The sequence below is a fragment of the Bifidobacterium simiiventris genome (genome assembly GCF_019331715.1).
In the GTDB taxonomy this organism is placed as follows: domain Bacteria; phylum Actinomycetota; class Actinomycetes; order Actinomycetales; family Bifidobacteriaceae; genus Bifidobacterium; species Bifidobacterium simiiventris.
Genome location: NZ_JAHBBG010000005.1, coordinates 67,150 through 91,273, shown reverse-complemented (window position 1 = coordinate 91,273; position 24,124 = coordinate 67,150). Strand labels below are relative to the sequence as shown.

The following is a 24,124-nucleotide window of genomic DNA, read 5'->3' as shown; positions in this document are numbered from 1 at the left end:
TGATGGGGCACATGGCTGAAGAAGTGTTTACTCCCCACAACATCATCGTGACCGGCGGCTGCGGCTTCATCGGTTCGAATTTCGTTCACTACGTCTACAACAACCATCCTGACGTGCACATCACGGTGCTTGACGCCCTGACCTACGCGGGCAATCTCGAGAACATCAAGTCCATTCTCGGCGACCGCGTCGATTTCGTGCATGGCAATATCTGCGACGCCGAGCTGCTTGACAAGATCGTCCCGGGCCACGACGCGATCGTGCATTACGCGGCCGAGTCGCACAACGACAACTCGATCGCCAACCCCGAGCCGTTCTTGAAGACCAACGTGGAAGGCACGTTCCGTCTGCTCGAAGCCTGCCGCAAGTACGACGTGCGTTACCATCACGTGAGCACCGACGAGGTCTACGGCGACCTCGCGCTCGACGATCCGGCGAAGTTCACCGAGGAGACCCCGTACCACCCGTCCTCCCCGTACAGCTCCACGAAGGCCAGCTCCGACCTGCTGGTGCGCGCGTGGCACCGCACGTTCGGCATCCGCATGACGATCTCGAACTGCTCGAACAACTACGGTCCGTACCAGCACGTCGAGAAGTTCATCCCCCGCCAGATCACGAACATCCTCGACGGTTTGAAGCCGAAGCTGTACGGCAACGGCTCGAACGTACGCGACTGGATCCACACCGAGGACCACAGCTCGGCCGTGTGGACGATCCTGACCAAGGGCCGTCTGGGCGAGACGTATCTGATCGGCGCGAACGGCGAACGCAACAACCTGACCGTGCTGCGCGACATCCTCACCGTCATGGGCAAGGATCCCGACGACTTCGACTGGGTGAAGGATCGCCCCGGCCACGACCGCCGCTATGCGATCGACTCGACCAAGCTGCAGACCGAACTCGGCTGGAAGCCGGTGCACACGGACTTCCAGAAGGGCCTCGAGCAGACGATCGCCTGGTACATCGCCAACCGTGCCTGGTGGGAGCCGGCCAAGGCCGCGACCGAGGCCAAGTACAAGGCGCAGGGCCAGTGATCTAACGTTGAGGGAGGGAAAACCGGAGAAAGATGTCCGGGCGTTCTCTCCCTCAAATCTTGTGCGCGCATCGCGCGGCGGCAACCATAGAAGGACAGGAAACATGGATTTTGAAAAGGAACTGAAGGTCACCAAGACGAACATCCCGGGACTGCTGGTGTTCGATCTGCCGGTGCACGGCGACAACCGCGGCTGGTTCAAGGAGAACTGGCAGCGCGCGAAGATGACCGCGCTGGGACTGCCCGATTTCGGCCCGGTGCAGAACAACATCAGCTTCAACGCGACCAAGGGCGTGACCCGCGGCATCCACGCCGAACCGTGGGACAAGTACATTTCGATCGCGGCCGGCGAGATCTTCGGCGCGTGGGTGGACCTGCGCCCGGGCGAGAGCTTCGGCCAGGTGTTCACCACGCGCCTCGACCCGTCGAAGGCGATCTACGTGCCGCGCGGCGTGGGCAACAGCTTCCAGGCGCTCGAGGACGGCACGGTCTACACGTATCTGGTGAACGCGCACTGGTCGCTCGAACAGAAGAAGACGTACACGTTCGTGAACCTTGAGGATCCCGAGCTGAACATCCAGTGGCCGATCCCGCTGTCCGAATCCGAACGTAGTGAGGCCGACCTGCATCATCCGATGCTCAAGGACGCCAAGCCGATGGCCCCGAAGCGCACGCTGGTCACGGGCTGCAACGGCCAGCTCGGCCACGCGATCCGTGCATACGCCGAGGCGCACGATCTGCAAGGCTTCGAATACACCGACATCGACGAGTTCGACTTCTCCGATCCGGCCGCGTACGACAAGTACGACTGGTCGCTGTACGGCACGATCATCAACGCGGGCGCGTACACGGCCGTGGACAAGGCCGAGACGGCTCAGGGCCGTCCGATCGCGTGGAAGGCGAACGCTCAGGGGCCGGCGCTGCTGGCACGCGTCGCCAAGGACCACCACATCACGCTCGTGCACGTGAGCTCCGACTACGTGTTCGACGGCGCCGCCGAAGAGCACACGGAGAGCGAGGACTTCGCGCCGCTCGGCGTGTACGGCCAGACCAAGGCCGCCGGCGACATCGCCGTGGCAAACGCGCCGGAACACTACATCCTGCGCTCGAGCTGGGTGATCGGCGAGGGCCACAACTTCGTCAAGACCATGATGATGCTGTCGAACCGCGTCGCCGACCCGTCCGACCAGCTGAACCAGGTGACCGTGGTCGACGACCAGTTTGGCCGCCTCACGTTCACCAAGGACATGGCTGAGGCGATCTTCCACCTGCTCGACTCGCACGCGCCGTACGGCACGTACAACCTGACCGGTTCCGGCGCCGTCAAGAACTGGGCCGAGATCGCGGCGGCCGTGTTCGAGCAGACGAACGGCAACGGCGACAAGGTCAAGCCGATCTCCACGGCCGAGTATTTCGCGAACGCGAAGAGTCCGGTCAGCCCGCGCCCGACGCATTCCGCGCTCGATCTGACGAAGATCGAACAGGCCGGGTACACGCCCGCCGACTGGGAGGAGTCGCTCTCCGCCTACGTCGCCAAGGAACTCGACAAGTAAGGAGCCTACGATGAAGGGCATCATTCTCGCAGGAGGATCGGGCACGCGCCTGTACCCGCTGACCACCGTCACGTCGAAGCAGCTGCTGCCGGTGTACGACAAGCCGATGATCTATTATCCGCTCAGCGTGCTCATGCTTGCCGGCATCCGCGACATCCTGATCATCTCCACGCCGAAGGATCTGCCGAACTTCGAGCGTCTGCTCGGCGACGGCAGCCATTACGGCGTGCACTTCAGCTACAAGGTGCAGCCGAGTCCGGACGGCCTCGCGCAGGCGTTCCTGCTGGGCGAGGAGTTCATCGGCGGCGAGCCGTGCGCGCTTGTGCTCGGCGACAACATCTTCTACGGCAACGGTCTGGGAACCACGCTGCGCAAGGCGGTCGCCAAGGCCGAGAACGGCGAGGGCGCGAGCGTGTTCGGCTATTACGTGGACGATCCGGAACGCTACGGCGTGGTCGAGTTCGACGAGCATAAGAAGGCCGTCTCGATCGAGGAGAAGCCGGCCGTGCCGAAGTCGAACTACGCGGTGACCGGCCTGTACTTCTATGACGAGCGTGTGGTCGACTTCGCCAAGCAGGTGCGTCCGTCCGCCCGTGGCGAGCTGGAGATCACCGATCTGAACAAGCTGTACCTTCAGGCCGGCGCGCTCAACGTGCGTACGCTCGGTCGCGGCTACGCGTGGCTGGACACCGGTACGATGGATTCGCTGTATGAGGCGGGCGAGTTCGTGCGCACCGTGCAGCGCGCGCAGGGACTGCCGATCGCCGTGGTCGAGGAGATCGCGTTCGAGAACGGTTGGATCAGCAAGGACGAGCTGCTCGAGTCCGCCGAACGTTACGGCAAGAGCCCCTACGGCAAGCATCTCAAGGATGTGGCCGAGGGCAAGCTGGTGCTCATCCCCAACCAGTACTGATCTGACGGGCATCCGTCGCCTGTGCGTGAACCGCGCTTTCGGGCACCGGTCTGGGTCATATCGCCCAGGTCCGGTCCCCGGAACGCGGTTTTTTCATGCGGAATCGCCGTCTGCCGAGCCGTCGGGCCGCTGCCCTGGTTGCATGCGGAATGGTTGATCGGCACCCGCCGAAAATATTGCGTTTTTCTATGTATTGTGCTATCATCTGAAATTTGCGTATATGCATGTCATATTGCGGGCATGCTGACAAAGACGGAGCGCCCGCAGTTTCAGGCATATGGCGGCCTGGGCGGCGCTTGTCGGGGAACACAGAACGAGTATCGAACGAACAAGCGAGCGATAAGGAACGTCCATTGGCTACTGAGTCTACGACGAATACCACTACCATGATCGCACGCGCCGACCAGCACGACATTGACGTGCACAAGGCGTCGGACCGTGTGAACTTCGGCTCCATCCGCGAGCCCATCGATGTGCCCTACCTGCTGGGCGTGCAGACCGACAGCTTCGACTGGCTGATCGGCTCGGAGCGCTGGAAGAAGCGCGTCGAAGAGGACGAGAAGAACGGCACCAACACCGTGCCGCACATGTCCGGCCTCGATGAGGTCTTCAACGAGATCTCCCCGATCGAGAACTTCGCCCAGACCATGAGCCTGACCTTCTCGGATCCGTACTTCGAGGAGCCGCGCCACACCGTGCAGGAGTGCAAGGAGAAGGACTACACCTACTCCGCGCCGCTGTACGTGAACGCCGAGTTCGAGAACGGCGACACCGGCGAGATCAAGTCTCAGACCGTCTTCATGGGCGACTTCCCGTTGCAGACCCCGCACGGCACCTTCATCATCGGCGGCACCGAGCGAGTCATCGTCTCCCAGCTCGTGCGCTCCCCGGGCGTCTACTTCGACCGTTCCACCGACCGTGCGTCCGGCAAGGACGTCTTCGGCGCGAAGATCATCCCGTCGCGCGGCGCGTGGCTCGAGTTTGAGATCGACAAGCGCGACGTGCTCGGCGTGCGCGTCGACCGCAAGCGCAAGCAGTCCGCGATCGTCTTCCTCATGGCCATCGGCATGACCAAGCAGGAGATCCGTGACGCGTTCGAAGGCTACCCGCTGGTCCTCGACGCACTCGACAAGGAGACCGTCGACACGCAGGACGAGGCCCTGACCGACCTCTACCGCAAGATCCGCCCGTCCGACACCGCCACCCCGGAGGCCGGCCGCAACCTGCTCGACTCCTTCTACTTCAACACCAAGCGTTACGATCTGGCTCGCGTCGGCCGCTACAAGATCGACCGCAAGCTCGGCCTCGAGCACGAGATCAACGACCGTTCGCTCAAGCGCGAGGACATCATCGCCACCATCAAGTACCTGGTGACGCTGCACGCCGGTGAGGCGACCTTCCCGGGCAAGCGCAAGGGGCAGGACGTCGACCTGCGCGTCGAGACCGACGATATCGACCACTTCGGCAACCGCCGCATCCGTCAGGTCGGCGAGCTGATCCAGAACCAGCTGCGTACCGGCCTGTCGCGCATGGAGCGCGTCGTGCGCGAGCGCATGACCACGCAGGACGCCGAGGCGATCACCCCGCAGTCGCTGATCAACATCCGTCCGGTCAACGCGACCATCAAGGAGTTCTTCGGCACCTCCCAGCTGTCGCAGTTCATGGATCAGAACAACCCGCTGGCCGGCGTGACCAACAAGCGCCGTCTGTCGGCCCTCGGCCCCGGCGGCCTGTCGCGCGACCGCGCGTCCATGGAAGTGCGAGACGTGCACCCGTCCCACTTCGGCCGTATGTGCCCGATCGAGTCCCCTGAAGGCCCGAACATCGGTCTGATCGGCTCGCTGGCGACCTTCGGCCGCGTCAACCCGTTCGGTTTCATCGAGACCCCGTACCGCAAGGTCATCGACGGCCAGGTGACCAACGAGGTCGAGTACATGACCGCCGATCAGGAAAACGATCACGTGATCGCGCAGGTCAACCAGAAGCTCGACAAGAACGGCAAGTTCGCGACCGACATGGCCCTCGCCCGAGCCGATGAGGAGGAGGCGGTCGACGTTCCGGTGAGCTCCGTCGACTACATGGACGTCTCGCCGCGCCAGATGGTCTCGATCGGCGCCTCGCTGATCCCGTTCCTCGAGCACGACGAGGGCCACCGAGCGCTGATGGGCACCAACATGCAGCGTCAGGCCGTCCCGCTGGTCGAGTCCGAGCGCCCGCTCGTGGGCACCGGTTCGGAATGGCGCGTCGCGTACGATTCCGGCGATGTGATCATCGCCGACAAGCCGGGCGTCGTGACCTACGTGTCCGCCGACCTGATCCGCGTGATGAACGACGACGGCACGCAGTCCAGCTACAAGCTGGCCAAGTTCCAGCGTTCCAACCAGACCACCTGCTACAACCAGCGTCCGATCATCAAGAGCGGCGAGCGCGTCGAGGCCGGCACCGTCCTGGCCGACGGCCCGGCGATCGAGAAGGGCGAGATCGCGCTCGGCAAGAACCTGCTGGTCGCGTTCATGCCGTGGAACGGCTACAACTACGAGGACGCCGTGATCATCTCGCAGCGTCTCGTGCAGGACGACACGCTCTCCTCCATCCACATCGAGGAGTACGAGATCGACGCCCGCGAAACCAAGCTGGGCGCCGAGGAGATCACCCGCGACCTGCCGAACGTGGGCGAGGACGCGGTCGCGAACCTCGACGAGCGCGGCATCATCCGCATCGGCGCCGAGGTCGAGGCCGGCGACATCCTCGTCGGCAAGGTCACGCCGAAGGGCGAGACCGAGCTGACCCCGGAGGAGCGCCTGCTGCGCGCCATCTTCGGCGAGAAGTCCCGCGAGGTGCGCGACACCTCGCTGCGCGTGCCGCACGGCGAGACCGGTACCGTGATCGCGGTCAAGGAAATCACCCGCGAGGATGCCGAGGAGGATGGCGACGAGCTGCCGAACGGCGTCAACCAGATGATCCGCGTGTACATCGCGCAGCACCGCAAGATCACCGTCGGTGACAAGATGTCTGGCCGCCACGGCAACAAGGGCTGCATCTCGCGCATCCTGCCGGAAGAGGACATGCCGTTCCTCGCGGACGGTACTCCGGTCGACATCATGTTGAACCCGCTGGGCGTGCCGTCTCGAATGAACCTCGGCCAGGTGCTTGAGCTGCACCTCGGCTGGATCGCGCACTCCGGCTGGGATATCTCGCTTGACCCGGATCTCGAGGCCGAATGGAAGAAGTACGTGCCGGCCGGCGCCGAAAAGGGCGACCCGTGCACGCCGATCGCCACCCCGGTGTTCGACGGCGTCAAGCCGGAGGTCATCAAGGGCCTGATGAAGTCGACCCTGCCGAACCGCGACGGCGACCAGATGGTCGGCGAGGACGGCAAGGCGTGGCTGTTCGACGGCCGTACCGGCGAGCGCTTCGGCAAGCCGATCTCCGTGGGCTACATGTACATGCTCAAGCTCCACCACCTGGTCGACGACAAGATCCACGCGCGTTCCACCGGTCCGTACTCGATGATCACGCAGCAGCCGCTGGGTGGTAAGGCCCAGTTCGGCGGCCAGCGCTTCGGCGAGATGGAGGTGTGGGCCCTCGAGGCCTACGGCGCCGCCTACACGCTGCACGAGATGATGACCACCAAGTCCGATGACGTGGACGGCCGCGTGCGCGTCTACGGCGCGATCGTCAAGGGTGATAACCTGCCGCCGGCGGGCATCCCCGAGTCGTTCAAGGTGCTGCTCAAGGAAATGCAGTCCCTGTCGCTGAACGTCGAGGTTTTGAACGCCGAGGGCGTGGCCATCGACATGAAGGACGAGGACGACGACCCGGCCTCCGCCAGCGACGATCTGGGCTTCAACATCGGCGCGCGTCCCGACGCGGCCGCGAAGGAAGACCAGAAGGCCGAAGAGCCGGAATACCAGTGATCCGATAGGTTGCCGGCCGGTCGTGTTCCGTGGATGCCTCCGAGCGGGGCATCCGCGGGTTCCGGTCGGCGACCGTCCCCAACGCACATCGCGTGAGTCGGCGAATCCGCCCTCGCGCGAACACCATATCGTACAAGTAATCGATAGATTTACAGACAGGACAATAGAGTGCTGGACGTCAACGCATTTGACAAAATGAGGATCGGCCTGGCCACCGCCGACGACATCCGCGGCTGGAGCCACGGCGAGGTCAAGAAGCCCGAAACGATCAACTACCGTACCTTGAAGCCCGAGAAGGACGGTCTGTTCGGCGAGCAGATCTTCGGCCCGACCCGCGACTGGGAGTGCGCCTGCGGCAAGTACAAGCGCGTGCGCTTCAAGGGCATCGTGTGCGAGCGATGCGGCGTGGAGGTCACCAAGTCCCGCGTGCGCCGCGAGCGCATGGGCCACATCGAGCTGGCCGCCCCGGTGACGCACATCTGGTTCTTCAAGGGTGTGCCGTCCCGACTGGGCTACCTGCTCGACATCGCGCCGAAGGACCTCGAGAAGGTCATCTACTTCGCCGCGTACATGGTCACCAAGGTCGACGAGGAGCAGCGTCATCAGGATCTGCCCGACCTGCAGGACGAGTTCGACACTGAGATCAGCCATCTCGCCAAGCGTCGTGACAACGAGATCGAGGAGCGTGCCAAGAAGGTCGAGGCCGATCTGCACGAGCTCGAGGACGCCGGCGAGGCCACCGGCGCCAACAAGGCGAAGCTGCGCAATGGCGCCGAGCGCGACATGGCGGCCATCCGTCAGCGCTACGACGACCAGATCCAGCGTCTGAACGCCGTGTTCGACCGCTTCAAGAACCTGAAGGCCGGCGACATGGAAGGCGACGTGGACCTGTGGCGCGAGATGGAGGATCGCTACGGCGATTACTTCGAGGGCTGCATGGGTGCCGAGGCCATCAAGAAGCGTCTGCAGGACTTCGACCTCGAGGCCGCGTCCAAGCAGCTGCGCGAGGAGATCGATACCGGCTCCGGCCAGCGCAAGGCCCGCGCCTTGAAGCGTCTGAAGGTCATCAACGCGTTCCTGACCACCGAGAACAAGCCCGAGGCCATGGTGCTCGACGTGATCCCGGTCATCCCGCCGGATCTGCGCCCGATGGTCCAGCTCGACGGCGGTCGTTTCGCGACCTCCGACCTCAACGACCTGTACCGCCGCGTGATCAACCGTAACAACCGACTCAAGCGACTGATCGAGCTCGGCGCCCCCGAGATCATGCTCAACAACGAGAAGCGCATGCTCCAGGAAGCCGTCGACTCGCTGTTCGACAACGGCCGCCGCGGCCGTCCGGTCACCGGCGCGTCCAACCGTCCGCTCAAGTCGCTCTCCGACATGCTCAAGGGCAAGCAGGGTCGCTTCCGTCAGAACCTGCTCGGCAAGCGCGTCGACTACTCGGGCCGTTCCGTGATCGTCATCGGCCCGTCGCTGCGCATGCACCAGTGCGGTCTGCCGAAGCCGATGGCGCTCGAGCTGTTCAAGCCGTTCGTCATCAAGCGTCTCGTGGACATGAACTACGCGCAGAACATGAAGAGCGCCAAGCGCATGGTCGACCGTGGCGACACCGAGGTGTGGGGCGTGCTCGAGGAGGTCATCTCCGAGCATCCGGTGCTCCTCAACCGTGCGCCTACGCTGCACCGTCTGGGCATCCAGGCGTTCGAGCCGATCCTCGTCGAGGGCAAGGCCATCCACCTGCCGCCGCTCGCCTGCGCCGCGTTCAACGCCGACTTCGACGGCGACCAGATGGCTGTGCACCTTCCGCTGAGCGCGGAGGCGCAGGCCGAGGCCCGTTCGCTCATGCTCGCGTCCGACAACATTTTGAAGCCGGCCGACGGCCACACCGTGACCATGCCGTCCCAGGACATGATCCTCGGCCTGTACTGGCTGTCCACCGTGCTCGACGGCGCGAAGGGCCAAGGCCGCGTGTTCTCGTCCATCGCCGAGATGCAGATGGCGCTCGACCTGCACGAGATCGACATGCAGGCCAAGGTGCTCGTGCGTCTGCCGAAGGACTTCGTACTGCCGACCGGCTGGGAGCCGGGTGAGGTCGAGGTCGTCGATCCGGAGCCGGGCAGCCCGGCCGTCGTCCGTGAGGAGCGCTTCTCCGACGGCACCGTGCTGTTCGCCACGTCGATGGGCCGACTGCTGTTCAACGAGACGCTGCCGACTGACTATCCGTTCGTCAACGAGCAGGCCCCGAAGAAGGTCCTGTCCCGCATCGTCGACGACATCGCGACCCGCTATTCGACCGCCCAGGTGGCCGTCACGCTGGACGCGCTCAAGGATCTCGGCTTCACCCGTGCGCCGTGGTCCGGCGTGACCTTCGCGTTCTCCGATGTTACCGAGCCGCCGGAGCGCGAGGCGCTCGTCGCCGAGTCCGAGGCACAGGTCAACAAGATCAACCAGCAGTACGACCTCGGCTTCTTCACGGAGGAGGAGCGTCGTCAGGCGATCATCGACGAGTGGACCAAGTGCACCGAAAAGGTGTCGGACGCGGTCGTCAAGCACTTCGACCCGCGCAACAACCTGGCCATCATCGTCCAGTCCGGTGCACGAGGCAACATGACCCAGATCAACCAGATCGCGGGCATTCGAGGCCTCGTGAACAACCCGAAGGGCGAGGTCATTCCGCGACCGGTCGAGTCGAACTACCGTCAGGGCCTGTCCGTCCTGGAGTACTTCATCTCCGAGCACGGCGCGCGTAAGGGCCTGGCCGATACCGCACTGCGTACCGCTGAGTCGGGCTACCTGACCCGTCGTCTGGTTGACGTCTCCCAGGACGTGATCGTGCGCGAGGAGGACTGCGGTACCAAGAAGGGCCTGCCGATGCAGATCGCCGATCGCGACGCGGACGGCAATCTCACGCTCGTCAAGGCCGCCGACGGTGGCCCGTACTCCCGCCTGCTCTCCGCCGACGTGGTGGATCCGGCCGACGGCACGACCGTGCTGTACAAGCGCGGCGACGCGCTGAGCATGGACGTGCTCAAGGATCTCGTGGCGCACGGCGTCGAAGAGGTCAAGGCCCGTTCCGTGCTGACCTGCGAGTCCAAGCGCGGCGTGTGCGCGAAGTGCTACGGCTGGTCGCTGGCCACCAACAAGCTGGTGGACGTAGGCGAGGCCGTCGGCATCGTCGCGGCACAGTCCATCGGTGAGCCTGGTACCCAGCTGACGCTGCGTTCCTTCCACTCCGGTGGTGTCGCGGCGGCTTCCGATATCACCCAGGGTCTTCCTCGTGTCACCGAGCTTTTCGAAGCCCGTACCCCGAAGGGCGAGGCGCCGATCGCCGAGTTCCCGGGTGTGATCAAGACTGATGTGGAAGCCGATCACGTCTACCAGATGACGCTGACCCCGGACGACCAGACTGTCGAGCCGATCGTCTACACCGTGACCCGTCGCGCTCCGCTCCTGGTCAAGGACGGTCAGCACGTCGAGGCCGGCACCCAGCTGACCGAAGGTTCCGTGGATCCGAAGAAGATCCTGCGCATCCTCGGCCCGCGCGCTGCCCAGGTGAACATCGTGAACGAAGTGCACACCGTGTACCGTTCGCAGGGCGTCGATATCCACGACAAGCACATCGAGGTCATCGTCCGCCAGATGCTGCGCCGCATCACCGTCATCGACTCCGGTGACACCGCGCTGCTGCCGGGCGAGCTGGTCGATCAGGCCCGCTTCAAGGAAGCGAACATGAATGCCGTGAAGAACGGCGGCAAGCCCGCCGCCGGCCGTCCGGAGCTCATGGGCATCACCAAGGCCTCGCTGGCCACCGACTCGTGGCTGTCCGCCGCCTCCTTCCAGGAGACGACGCGCGTGCTCACCGAAGCCGCTCTGAGCCAGAAGGTCGACGATCTCAAGGGTCTCAAGGAGAACGTCATCATCGGTAAGCTCATCCCGGCCGGTACGGGTCTTGCCCGTTACCGCAACGCCGTGGTCGAGCCCGACAAGGCGATCCGCGACACCATCTACCCGAACTTCGGTTTGAGCAGCGGTGCCGACGCGGATACCGACTTCTCCGATGCCGACCTGTCCGATGTGGACTTCGCGAACATCGACTTCGGCGATCTCAAGCTCGGCGACGACTTCAACCCGGACGACTACCTTGACGATCAGGGTGGTCAGGGCGATTTCGAGTGATCGTGACAGGGCGTGCCGAATGATCGGCGTGCCCTGACGGCTCCGACGGCGTTCGAGCCTGTTTCTGATGCGGTTCCCCGTGCCGGTTCCCGGCATAGGGAACCGCATCAGTGTTTATACGGCCGGCGCCGTGGAATACAGCGGCATGCGGCCATACACAGGTCGGGCAATCCGCGTATCGACATGACGGCCAGCATCCGTCGGCGACGAGAACTGGCCGAACGTATACGACGGCGTGCCTTCATCGCCATCTGCCAGTATTCGGATGCCTGACGATGCTCGACACGGCGGCCTGCGAACACGAGATGATCCGTTCGACGGGCCAGAGCTTCCAGTTCGGAGATGAGCGCGGCATCGCCATGGAAATGATCGGCCATCGCCCGAACCTGCTCCGTTCTTGTCAGTGATCCGTCCAGCCGATGCCGCGGCAGCCCGCAGCGCACCGCCTGCACGCGGATGGCGAGCCATCCGGCGAGCACACGTTGACGGGGAGAGCCCCGGATGCGAATGATGGCGAACATCAGCATGGTGACGCCGAACAAGGCCAGACTCCACAGCGACAACAGCCATATCGGGCTGCCATACAGCGCCATGCCCGAGACGACCATATCGAGACGGGAGCGGGTGGAAGCGGAGGGCTTGTCCCGGCTGGCGTCGGTGCCGCCCAATACCGATGAGCTGCCTTGGGGAATGATCTCGTCCCGTGGCGGATCTCCGAGCGGCATCGAGGGCCGGCGATTGACGGGCCGGTATCGTTGCGCCGCAATCATCGTGCGGTCTGCGACCCGTGATTCCTTTGGGGACGGTCGAAACATCACCCATCCCAGATTCGTCAGCTTGATTTCGACCCATGCGGCGATATCGTTGCCGGTGAATCGTACGATGGTCGTCCCGTCATCGCCCGTCGTGGTGCGGGACTTGTCGATCATGCCATCGGCGTCCTTGGGAAGAAAGCCCAGCACCACACGTGATGGAAGACCGATCCATCGTGCCATCACCGCCATGAGGGAGGCATATTGTTCGTCGTCGCCGACCATGAGATCAGCGGATGCCAGTTCGTCCAGCCGTTTGCTGCCATGCCCAGGTGATGATGGGTATTCGTCCTCTGTGCCATGGGAAAACCAGCCTTGCTGCAGTATACGCGCCAATGCCTGTGCCGCTTGACCGTCGGCGTTATGCGATTGCACCGTCCGGGACGCCAGCTGTTCCACCGATTGCGGGATCTCGGCGAGACCCGGCGTGCCGTCTTGCGCGGCAGACGCCTTCGCAATGGCCTGTGTCTCCGGCTCTACGGCGAGCACCCCGGTCTGCCGGTAGATCAGACCGGGGCGCAGACCGGTCGGCAGCAACGCGGCTCCGGTCTTTGCGTTGTATAGCACTGGTCCGTCTCCAGCCGTGTCCGATTCGGATTGGACACGGCGTCGCGCCACGACAGCATCGTTCATCACGGTGATGCCGTGTACCGCTCCGGCCGTTGGCAGCCATACGTCGCCGAATGTGGCGCCGACGACGAAGGTGGCGGTGAATGGTACGCTGTCCGTCGGGGTTTCGCGAGCATCGACGCCGGTCCCGGTTGACACGGGAGGCATACGCAGGTACTCGCTGTGTGAGGCTCCGTCATATGAGTCGGACAGATTCCAGACATTGCCATCGAACATATCCATCGTCGCGATACGTACCGCGGTTCCGGGCGGCAGACCCTTCGCCGTCAGCATCACGTCATCCCGGTGCCGGGCGATGTACGCCCGCATGCCGCTGAGCGGACTGGCATAGTCACGCAGACTGATCGGCGGATCATAATGGTCACGCAGCGTCAGACGCGGTTCGGGAACGTGAGCCCCGGCGATTGCGGCCAACACGCTGCATGCGAGCAGCATCGCCACCGGTCGTCGGATCATGCCGTGACGCCATGATTGGCCGGCACGGGAATGGTTGGTTGCCGTGATGTCATCATCCCATTGCATGACGAATCGGTTCTTGTTGTCATGCGCTCCCGTTCCCGCTCGTGCATGATGTTTCAAGAGTGGCAGCAACAGGTAGAAGATGGTCAGGCCTGTCGCGACGCGCCACCGGACTGATGCGGTGCCCAGCAGTGCTCCGACCGTCAGCGGCAGCAGGACGATGATGATCGCGCCAAGCATGAGCCAATGCGTGGCATGCCTGCAGTCTGGCGTCGCCGTATGACGGTATACGCCCAATGCCAGCGAAGTCCACAGACACATCGTCCAGACGACCAGCAGACTCCCACCAGAGGTGCCGGTCGGCGGCGTCACCGAAATGATGTAGGAAAACGACCCGAACGCTCCTTTCCATCCATCGACCAGCGAGAAGACCAGCGACGTGAACGATGGCGTCGCCCGGACATCCTCACTGGCCACGGCCAGCAGAGGACCGATGATCAATTGCGCGGCGACCAGTACGGCCAGCCCGACCCACGGGTGATTCCGGAAACGGGAGGACGTGTGAGCACCGGCCGTATGCGTCCCGACATGGCCGGTCTCGCAGTGTGCGGAACGCCAGAGCGACGATGCCACGAGCCCGAGCAACGTAGAAGGGATCGAAGCCATCGCCCATATCCCGACCGATCCGTATACATCGATCAGATTCGACGCCGATACCAGCGTCAGCACGGCGACCGTGAGCGGGAAACAGGATGCACGCGCCAATCGCATATGTTTCGGCCACGACGCCTGTAACGAGGAGCGGTCGCACACGTTCATGACATCACCTCCAACAGGCGAGGCAGATCGGCCAGATCGCCGATCCGCAGCATCGTCGAGGCTTCCTCGCACCGCAATGATGCCTGAGCCTTGTGATCGACCTGTATCGTCACTCGTCGGCGACCATCCATGCGCCAGGATTCCTCCAATCCGGTTCCGTGCCCGTCGAACGGAGAATGCGATCCGACGACGTGATACCAGACTTCCGCGCGAGCCATGATCCGCATCTCATGCTCGGTGGTTCGGAACTCATCGGAAACGGTTCGAGCCATATAAGGGGAGGGCCGGATCGTGTCCGTGACGGCACCGGGATGGACGCCGCCCGGTGTACGCCCGTCGTCGCCGGCTCTGTTGCCGTTCCCGGCGCGATGCCTGCCGGGCCGCTGACGGCGGCCGTCCTGTACGGCATAATGTTCGGCCAAGACGATGCCGCAACATGCATCGAGCAATGCGACCGCCGATTCCGGCATGAACGTCGCCGTGCCCGTTCTCGCGATCAGCGGCCGGCCCGCATCCAAATACGCTTTGCCAATGGACGCGAAGACCGATACGGCAAGCTCGAATTCATCGGTATCCCGGTATCCTCCCGGTGTGGTATCGATCGATACCACACCGCCGGCGCGGCATTCGGCAGCATATTGACGAACTATCAGCATGCCTGTTTTCGCCGTGCTCGGCCAATGGATACCGCGCATGTCATCGTCGGACCTGTATTCGCGCAGCGCATGGAAATCATCGCCGTCACAGGCCGATATTCCTGACGGCGTTCCGTCCGGTTCACGGGCGGCTTCCCATACCGGCAGGGTGATGGCGACCGTGACGGGATGTACGGGAATGCATATGCCGTTCGATACCGTTCTGCGGCGGACGAGCAGGCCAAATGGATCATCGTCCGGCATGAATGCGGGCCCGAGGTGCAGCATGCCTCGGGGGCAGCCTCGTATCATGCCGTTGCGGCGCGTGACCGACCCCGCGGGCAACACGGGTATGGCGAGTGCTTCGCGCAATGACGGCGTTAGCGCATATTGCGATGGACGGTCTTTTCGACAGGATGGTTCGCCGTCGAATTGTTCCCCTGCCGATTGGCGGACGGCGATCGGCAGGATCATTCTGCTGCGGCCGATTCGGATTCGTGCCGGATTGGTGACGACGACGCGTATCTCGACATCATGGCCGGCGACGGCACGATGGGCCGTGGTGCCGATGACCGCTTGAAGACGATGCCGCCGCAATGTTGCCGATATCGTCCATATCGGCAACGAGGCAAGCATGATGCCAAGTACCAGAAGCTCCTTCCATCGTGCCATGGCGCCGGTCGCCATGCACCCGAGCGCCGAGCACACGATGATGTGCCCGGCGGCGGACAGCCCGGGCTTGCCGATCCCTCGTCGCGTCGTTGCCGTCTCTCGTGTCCCGTCCATCGTGACCTCCTTGCTTTCCCGCCTTCAGCGTTCGCCGTGGGGAACCGGCACGTCGTTCAAGGCGAGCGCAACGGCATCACGGGCGTCATGACCATCCAGCACCGCGTCGCTCCGCAGCTGGAATCGGTGCGACAGCACATCAGGTGCCAGCGTTTTGACGTCGTCGGGGATCACATATGGTCGTCCGTCAGCTGCGGCCCACACGCGTGCGCACCGGATCAAGGCGAGTGCCCCGCGTATCGATGGTCCCCGCGCCGTCATGTCGGATCTTCTGAGATATTCGACGATGCGTACCGTATAGTCGAGCACGTCATCGGCCACGTGGATGGCTTGTGCCATGCGCTGCATGGCGAGGACGCGCCGCCCATCCATGACAGGTCGTACCAGTGAGGATCGGATGCGTTTATCCGCCTGTCGTACGATGCCCATACTCGCCTCATGGCCGGGATGGCCGATCGTGGTTCTGATGAGGAACCGGTCGAGCTGCGCATCGGGCAGGGGATAGGTGCCCAGCTGGTCGCCGGGATTGCGCGTGGCGATCACTATGAATGGCTGCGGCACCGCGTATACGGTGCCGTCAACGGTGACATGATGCTCCTCCATGACCTCCAGCAGTGCCGACTGTGTTTTCGGCGGTGCCCGGTTGATTTCGTCCGCCAGCACTATGGGGGCGAATACTGGGCCTGGGCGGAATCCGAAGGATGACCGGTCCCGATCGAACACGACGGTGCCGATGACGTCGGACGGCATGAGGTCGGATGTGAACTGGATACGTTGGCATGGCACGTCGATGGCTTTGGCGATGCCTTGCGCCAGTTGGGTTTTTCCGGTTCCGGGATCGTCCTCTATGAGCACATGGCCTTCGGCGAGCAGGGCGGTGACGCACAGTCGTATCGTTGACGTTTTGCCGATGATCGCCATGCCGATGCTGTTACACAGGGCGTGGAATCCTTGTTGCAGGTGAAGGGCCGCATCCTCGGAGGTCATATCGGCGATGTCGGCGTCTTGTTCCTCTTCGGCCTGTGACGGCGTGGCACGTAATGCCCCGTTACCCGGAAGCCCGGATCGCTGCGATGCGGCCTGCGTCGTCTCGGCAAGCATCGGTCTGGAAGTGGCGTGAAGCTGCGGGATTGCCGAGACGGCCTGCAACGGTTCTTCATACGTACGATGCACCGTCGCGTCACATGGATCGACGGGGAGCCGCGCCATGCCGGTCGACCTTGCACCGGACGACGCCGTCGTACCGGGATGTGGCGGTGCATGCGTCGGTGAAAGCCTCGTGAGGTCGTCGGTGATCCGCGTCTCGTCCGGCATGGAGAGCACGACCGGCGACATCGGATTCGACACGATGGTGTCGTCGCCGGTGCCGGTAGTGGGGATGGGTTTCATTGTTGCTCCTTCCTGTCTGATCCGATGCGCGGCTGCGTCTGTTCCCATTCGTGTCGGCTCGGAACGCCTGTCGATATCACTGGCTTGTGGCGTACGGCCGGTGCCGGTATCCGCGTCTCGCTCGATGGTGATCGTGCCGGACACGGACGCCGATCTGGCATGTGGCTGTGAGGGATGCATCGTTGCCGATACTGTGATGGCTGTTCGTTCGTTGTTTCCTTCGGAACCGGTGTCATCGGCGTTTTCGCGCGTGGAGCCGTCGTGGACGGAATCGTGTTCGGCGTCGTCGTTGTCATCCGTGGCCGAACCGTCGTCGCGATGTTGTTCCCCACCTGGGATGGGGAATGTTCCCGTCGGCTTGTCGCACGGCAGCGTCTGGGTGATGCCGCCGGTGAGTTCGATCCGTGCACATCCTGCATTGCGCTGGTTGCCGGGTGTCACCGCCACCGCGATCAAGTCGCGTTCCTGCCGCATGGTCATCGTCGGCGTCGCGGGGTCTCCCCAGGGCCGGGCGTTCCCGCTTGATGAGCCAACCGGACCGGTGCCGGCACGGTTATGCGCCACGACCATGGCCTGAAATGTGGCTCCGTCGGTAATCGAGTCATCGGCAATATCGAACGAGGCCTGCGTGTCTTCCACGACCTGGGTATTGAAATACAGTCCGGCCGAATCGGACAGCATGACGGTGTACCGGTGCGGGCGGCTCCCGTCGTAGGACGGCATTCGCCATCGCACGGTCGCACCGTGATACCGCGCTTCGACAGTGACGTCGGCGGGCTGTGACGGTACCGCATCCGGCAAGCCGATGACGGCGGCCGATCGATCCGACCAGCCAACTTCGTTGCGTGCCTTGACCGTGAATGAGTATCGTTGCCCGTTCCTCAGGCCATCGATGCGGCAGGTGGTCGCCTGACAGGACCGTGCCCCGCCTTCCCACTCCACGAGATATTCACTGATCGGACTGCCGTTGGATCGCCCTGCGACCCAGGACAGTTCCACGGTGGCGTTGCTCGGCTGGTCGTCGATCGGCAGCATCAGCGGCGCTGCCGGACGGTCGACGACGGTCACTGTGATGCGGGCCTGCACCTGACGTTCGGGATCGCCGGTGGCGTCCTGTACGGATACATGGACGACGCCGGTTTTCGCTCCTGCGTCCGATGCGGCGGCGATGGACAGGCCGGTGTCGTCCTTGCACCAGTTCACGCTGATGATTCCGGCGTCATCGGTGCGGCATTCCACCACGGACAGTGCCGTATCGGGAAACGGATTGTATGCATCCTTGACAATGTCAACGACCTCGCGGGACCCGGCGCGGAGCCTGATATCGTGGTTCGCGATCTTTGCCAACGGTCGGGAAGAGGATGCGATCCGCACGGTTGCCGTACCTTTGATGGTGTGCTGGCCGCAGGAAACGGTGACGGCAATGGCGGTGGTGCCCGGCTTCGCGTCACGTAAGGCGGCGATGTTCATCAGGCCGGCCGGCGTGGTGACGGCGTTCAACGCGCCGGATGAATCCGGTTCGCTGGAATAGATGCAACGGCTCCGCGACGCCTGATCGGTTCCCGACGGGAAAAGCGTCAAAACCGTCAGATCGATCGTCTTCGCCTGTTCTCCGGCGATCACGTCGAGCGTGGGCGAGGAGAATACTGGCGGAGCCGACCGTGACGAAGTCACCGTGATCGACAAGGTCAGCACTGCGGAATTGACGATGGAAGACGATCTCGCGGTTTTGTCGCGTCGATTCTCGGCTACGAGACTCCTACCGGTGTCCTCGACGGTGAACGTGACCGAGGCCGGCCCTGAGTAATCCCGTTCGGGCACGAACCGAAGCGTCTGCCCGTCGGAATCCGGATCGGCGCTCCTGGCTTTCGTCGCGCTCACCGAGCCGTCCACTATCCGCGCGGTTTTGCCGGCGCCCACTCGCACATGCTCGTCGACGCGAATGGTCAGTGTCTGGTTCGAGTCCACGATCAGTTCCGGCGCCTTAGGCCTGAGCGTAGGCTGGAATACGCCATAGGCGGGCACATGCAGGAACGCCGTGGACGTGATGCCGTATGTCGTGTTAGTCACCGTGTACGGCACCGCCCTCGCCTCGTCAGTCAGATCGATCTCGATGACGCTTCGCGTTCCGGCCTTACGCCGTGCGGAGTCCCGCGCCGAGACATGTACGTCGACGTTCAACTCGTCCGGTGTCCCGGAAGGATTGCCGATCCATTCGGACACGTCCACGTCGATGGATCTTCTGTCGACGGTATCCGACGGCGGCACGCGATAGTCATATGCCGTCGGCGGCTCGATGCCTGCCTGCGGATCGACATGCACGGTCAATGTCGCGCTGCTGGACAGTCCGGCTCCGTCGACGATCGTGTAGATCACATACCCGGTGCCGGCCTCGTCGCCCGTGGTGAACGAAATCGTGTTTTCGTCGGCCGTGACATCAAACAGTCGCTGGCCTTCGACCGCATCGTCCAGCGCGAACGATGTGCCGTCCGTCGACAGGTCATTGGTCGTCACCTGTATGCTGGCCCGGGTGTTCGGCCGCAACGTAACCGTATCGTTGCGGGCCATGATCGATGTCTGTCGCTGCGCGCTGACCACGGCGATGTTCACATCGGCCTGCACCCGTCTGCCGGACCAGTCCTCGACGGCGTACGTGAACGTGTCGGTCCCGTGGGAATCCGCATATGCCTCGTACTCCAGATGATTCGCGCCGACCGCGATGATCCGTCCCAGTCGCGGATGTTCGGACCCCAGACCGAGCAGCATGACGTCGTCACCGTCCTCGTCGATGCCGTTCAGCGGAACATCGATGCGGACGGTCTGACCTGCGAATGCCTGGGCGTGCAGCGGTTTCGGTTCCGGATCGGACTTGCTTTCGGCCTGTCGGGCGTGGACATGAACGCGTATCGTCCCGCTCGCCGTATTGGAGGCGTCATCGTGAACGGTGTACCGTGCCTCGAAGACGCCCGGATCCGATCCGGCCTGATACCTCACGGTCGTGCCGGAGACGAATATGAGGCCATCGAATGATGATTCGTCATAGACGAGATTATGATCCGGCGTGACGGTGGCTCCCAACGTATAGGTGACATGATCGAGCAGATTCTCCGACACGATCCCGCCAGTCCTTACACGCAGGGTGATATCCGATGCGGACAATACGCCGTCGCCAGAATCGGCCGCCGGATAGACCACTATCGTGCCCGAGGAGTCGCCGTTGCCGTTCTGCGCCAAATACCGCAGCGAGACCGGGGCCTGCGGCATGACGCGGCACGTCAGATACACGCGTGTTCTGACCGCCGCCGCCTCGCAACCGGATGGTGCCGTCCCCAGTCCGGCAAGGCCGGGCACGCCTCCGGACGGATCCCGGTCATTGCCCAACGGTTCCACGACGGCGGTGCCGTCGGCGTCAAGCAACGCCACATCATCGGCGGTGATCGGCGCTTCCGGGCTTACGTCCACGCCCGTGGCTTCGACGCGGAGCAGTCCCTGCGTCTGCCGGGAACCCTGCTCCACGTCATACGTCACGTAATGGGTGCCGGACTCATGCGCCAGAACCGTGATCGTGCGCTCGCCATCATGCGTGACGGAAGCCGTCTCATCCATGGAACTCGCCGAGGCCACCTTCGCCTCATGCCGTGAAAATCCCCGCATGTACGGGGTTACCTCGATATCGGTTGGGGAGCCGGGAACGACGGTGACCAGTGCCGGTATGGTCGCCGCCGGCAATGCGCCGGCCGGATGGATGGAAACATATAGTCGTCCTTCGACGGTATCGGTACCGTCGTATATGACCGTCTCCACGCAGACCCGTCCTTCAGCCGCCGTTCCCGCCGACAATTCGACCAATCCATCGGCTCGGACAGACACGGAACCGAGATCCTCGTCCGCGCCGTCGGCTCCGGCCACGGCCGCGGACAGCAGGATCAACGGATCTCCATCAGGATCATCGAACGATTCCAATGCGTTCATGCGGATGACGCCGCCTTGCTCAACGTCATGCTCGGCTGTTGCCCCATCATGGACCGGCGGGCGGTTGACCCGCATCGAGACCAGCTCCACGATGACATTCGCGCGGGAGGTGTGCCCGAAACCGTCGTCGACGGTATACGAAAAGCGTATGCTGACGCGGTCCTGGCCCTGTAGATCGACATCCGTGGCATCCAGCCGCAGATAGGTTCCGTCATGCACGCTGCTGATTGACGCGGCCGTGTCGTCTGGCGCCGTGAACGAATCGATGCGCAGCACCGCGCAGCCGGTATGCTCGTCGTTGCGCAGCACATCGAGCGTGCGGGAGGTTCCCGCCCTGGCGCCGATGCGGTCGTCCACGGCCCGCACCGTTTCGGACTCTCCCGAACAGGATTCGGCGTATTCTCGAGACCGCGAAGGTTCAGCCGATTGCGTGTCGGGGGAACCTTCGGATTCGCCGCGCGACGGTGCGTCCCACGACACGTCGATGGTTTGGGTTCCCGAGGCCGGATCCCACAGCGTCCCCCGCACGGCATCGTTGAGCAGCACCATATGATGGTTGACCCGAAACCGAAGATCGGAAGTCCGGGACACCGTCTGCAAGGTGAGGAAGTCTTCGTCGTCCGCGGAAGGTTCCCCGTAATGGCATAGTCTGCGATAATTGCGTGCCGCCTGACTCCATGCGGCATACACGCAGCCGTCCACCGCCGCCGGTCGCGTCGCGGGGCCGTCTCCTCCGGTCGGCAAAGCGGTCGGTGAGACATCGCCATGACCGAGCTTGACGGTATACAGTCCGCCGCTATCCGAAGCGGCGACCCAACCGCTCTGAACATGTTCCGGGTCGGGCGACTGCAGGATCAGCCGATCCGACGAGCCGGTATCGGCCGAGCCCGACGGCCAATAGAGCGTGCCGCCTACGGATGCCACGGGAACATCGCCTATCACGGTGAAATCGTCGATGACCAGCGGTTGGCCGCCACTGAGCGACCCTGACCGTCGCACGGTTCCCGTGTCATCCGATACGAGCACCATGCCATCGCGAGGACGGTACCCGTATACCATGCCGTCTCCGGAGATCACCGCCCGGCCTCCGTCGCCGAGCCGCATATGCGGTTCCTGACCAGACAAAGACACGGTGTCTGGTTCCGATACCGATCCGATGCGCACATTGCCGTTCGTTCTGTCGACCACGGCCATCGTCGCGCCCGACAGCAGCACATCGGCATCAGAAGACACGTCGGTTCGCCCGTGCGGCCGGACGGTGGATGCGCGAAGGACGGTGAGCGTCCCGTTCTCGAACAGCAGCGTGGAATCATCGTGCTGCGCGACATCGAATCGCGTCGAAACGGCGGAAACCGTCGAATCGACCTGTCCGATACGCACATTGAACCGTGCCGCCTTCCGTTCCTTGGCAGAGGTGACCCACACCGTGCCGTCGTGCAGGTGCGCTCGCTGGCGGGTGACCGACAGGAAACAGACGGCCGCGATGACGATGGCGACGAGCAGCGACAACGCGATCGCCGCGGTGATGCGATATGCAGACGTCGGCCGCCCGCGACGGGGATGATGCGCGGATGTCATGACGGAACCTTTCTGTTGACGTCGCATCGCCATGCCGTGGTGGTGCGGATGAACGAGTCCGCCGGAGCGCCGTCCGGCGTAAGACCGTCCCCGACACCGTCGTTGACGGTGCCTGACGGGTTGACGTCGGTGACCTCGCCGTAACGGAACCGGTCGGTTCCTTTCCATGACGTCAACGTGATCAACAGCACGGCCATGACGAGCACGGCGGCGGACGACATACGCCGGGACGATTCGGCGCGGCGGCGTCGTGCCACGGTGCCCGGATGACCCGAAAACTTTGGTTCGGGCTCATTGACGTCACGTGTAGGCCGATACGGTCGTCGTATGCGTTGCAGCGCGCGTTCGAACTCGAGCATCGAGCCGTATCGGTCATCGGGGCAAGGCGCAAGAGCCTTGCACAGCATCCTGCCGATCTCGGCAGCGTTCGACTGGATGCCGGCCGCGGCCAGGCCGGTCTGCACGATGAAGGCCGTTTCCCGCTCGTCGCATCCGCCATGCGACGAATCCCGCGCCAACATATGGGGTGACATGCCAGTGAAAAGAGCGAATAGCGTCGCTCCCAGCGAATACACATCCGACAGGTCGTTGCCGCCGGTGCTTCCATCCATCACTTCCGGGGCGGACCACAGCGGTGAATGGCCGGTGACGGATCCCGGACAATACAGGTCGGCGCATATGCCGAAATCGGCCAGCACGGGCAGTCCGTGCTCGTCGATCAGGATGTTGGAAGGCTTGACATCGCGGTGTACGATGCCCAGACGGTGCGCCGCATGCAGTGCGCCGGCCATCCTGATGCCTAGATCGAGCGTCCGCTCGCAGGTCATGGACCTGTCGCCGACCAGATTCCGGCATGACCCGTTCGCGGCATAATCCAGCACGAGGCACCCGTAGCCGTCCGGGGTGACGAACGCGTCGTGAATTGTCAGCACCGCCGGATGCGATGACAGCGCACGCAACGCCCGCATCTCCCCATGCAGTCGGTCGCGATCCTCGCCTGAGAGAGGTTTGCGGGACATCTTTACCGCGAAATCGCGTCGTGTGGCGATATGACGGTACCGATACACGTCGGAGGCGGCTCCGGAACCGATCTTCTGCACGAAGACGCATCCCGGTATCGACACTGGCCCATTCGAGGCGTTTCGACCTTCACGGCGCCGGGCGGTGCCCAATTCCGGCTGGACGGAACGCGCATGCGGCTGTTCGGGTGGGATCGTCGTCGTGTCCATCGGTTCACCTCCTTCGGCATGTGAAGGCGAGCGTATCCGATCGCCATCGTTCGGGCGACGATTTTCGACCTATGTGGTCGAACGCTTCGATATCGTTGGAAACAGTGGGTTATGGAGAAATTGTGTTCATAAAAATGTGGATAACTTGCATGTTCCGATCTCGACAAACGGCGGAAAACCGGGCTTTTCTCCCATCGGGGAATTCTGTTCGCCGAGGCGG

At 63.5% G+C, this 24,124-nt stretch carries 9 protein-coding genes; 5 read left to right on the top strand and 4 right to left on the bottom strand.

Features of this window, described 5'->3' with window-relative positions:
* Positions 1 to 11: 11 nt before the first annotated feature.
* The 5 genes from rfbB (at position 12) to KIH76_RS06745 (ending at position 11,595) form a co-directional block, all read left to right on the top strand.
* Positions 12 to 1,034 carry a dTDP-glucose 4,6-dehydratase gene (gene rfbB / locus KIH76_RS06765; protein ID WP_214373699.1) on the top strand — a complete coding sequence of 341 codons (1,023 nt, stop codon included), beginning with the start codon at positions 12 to 14 and terminating at the stop codon, positions 1,032 to 1,034.
* A 103-nt stretch (positions 1,035 to 1,137) separates the two neighbouring features.
* Positions 1,138 to 2,586 (top strand): sugar nucleotide-binding protein, encoded by a 1,449-nt coding sequence (locus KIH76_RS06760; protein WP_219069966.1) that lies wholly within the window; start codon positions 1,138 to 1,140, stop codon positions 2,584 to 2,586.
* A 10-nt stretch (positions 2,587 to 2,596) separates the two neighbouring features.
* Positions 2,597 to 3,499 carry a glucose-1-phosphate thymidylyltransferase RfbA gene (rfbA, locus tag KIH76_RS06755; protein ID WP_214373697.1) on the top strand — a complete coding sequence of 301 codons (903 nt, stop codon included), beginning with the start codon at positions 2,597 to 2,599 and terminating at the stop codon, positions 3,497 to 3,499.
* Positions 3,500 to 3,885: 386 nt separating this feature from the next.
* Entirely contained in the window at positions 3,886 to 7,416 is a 3,531-nt protein-coding gene (gene rpoB, locus KIH76_RS06750; RefSeq protein WP_214373753.1) for a DNA-directed RNA polymerase subunit beta, read from the top strand.
* Between the two features lie 168 nt (positions 7,417 to 7,584).
* The gene (locus tag KIH76_RS06745) at positions 7,585 to 11,595 is read left to right on the top strand and encodes a DNA-directed RNA polymerase subunit beta' (RefSeq protein ID WP_214373696.1); all 4,011 of its coding nucleotides are present in this window, start codon (positions 7,585 to 7,587) and stop codon (positions 11,593 to 11,595) included.
* A gap of 107 nt (positions 11,596 to 11,702) precedes the next feature.
* Here KIH76_RS06745 and KIH76_RS06740 read toward each other — a convergent pair whose 3' ends face one another.
* Genes KIH76_RS06740 through KIH76_RS06725 form a run of 4 tightly spaced genes read right to left on the bottom strand, consistent with a single transcriptional unit; the run spans position 11,703 to position 23,904 of the window.
* Positions 11,703 to 14,315, bottom strand: coding sequence for a transglutaminase-like domain-containing protein (locus KIH76_RS06740; protein ID WP_214373695.1), 2,613 nt, complete (start codon positions 14,313 to 14,315; stop codon positions 11,703 to 11,705).
* Positions 14,312 to 15,736, bottom strand: coding sequence for a DUF58 domain-containing protein (locus KIH76_RS06735; protein ID WP_219069964.1), 1,425 nt, complete (start codon positions 15,734 to 15,736; stop codon positions 14,312 to 14,314). Before KIH76_RS06735 ends, KIH76_RS06740 begins: the two co-directional genes overlap by 4 nt.
* A 24-nt stretch (positions 15,737 to 15,760) precedes the next feature.
* Positions 15,761 to 22,675: an AAA family ATPase gene (locus KIH76_RS06730; RefSeq protein ID WP_219069962.1), complete on the bottom strand. Its 6,915-nt coding sequence runs from the start codon at positions 22,673 to 22,675 to the stop codon at positions 15,761 to 15,763.
* Positions 22,672 to 23,904 carry a serine/threonine-protein kinase gene (locus KIH76_RS06725; RefSeq protein ID WP_219069960.1) on the bottom strand — a complete coding sequence of 411 codons (1,233 nt, stop codon included), beginning with the start codon at positions 23,902 to 23,904 and terminating at the stop codon, positions 22,672 to 22,674. Before KIH76_RS06725 ends, KIH76_RS06730 begins: the two co-directional genes overlap by 4 nt.
* Positions 23,905 to 24,124 lie beyond the last annotated feature (220 nt).

Coding starts and splice junctions, on each gene's coding strand:
- rfbB (WP_214373699.1), top strand. CDS start 12: ATGGCTGAAGAAGTGTTTACTCCCCACAACATCATCGTGACCGGCGGC.
- KIH76_RS06760 (WP_219069966.1), top strand. CDS start 1,138: ATGGATTTTGAAAAGGAACTGAAGGTCACCAAGACGAACATCCCGGGA.
- rfbA (WP_214373697.1), top strand. CDS start 2,597: ATGAAGGGCATCATTCTCGCAGGAGGATCGGGCACGCGCCTGTACCCG.
- rpoB (WP_214373753.1), top strand. CDS start 3,886: ATGATCGCACGCGCCGACCAGCACGACATTGACGTGCACAAGGCGTCG.
- KIH76_RS06740 (WP_214373695.1), bottom strand. CDS start 14,315: ATGAACGTGTGCGACCGCTCCTCGTTACAGGCGTCGTGGCCGAAACAT.
- KIH76_RS06735 (WP_219069964.1), bottom strand. CDS start 15,736: ATGGACGGGACACGAGAGACGGCAACGACGCGACGAGGGATCGGCAAG.
- KIH76_RS06730 (WP_219069962.1), bottom strand. CDS start 22,675: ATGACATCCGCGCATCATCCCCGTCGCGGGCGGCCGACGTCTGCATAT.
- KIH76_RS06725 (WP_219069960.1), bottom strand. CDS start 23,904: ATGGACACGACGACGATCCCACCCGAACAGCCGCATGCGCGTTCCGTC.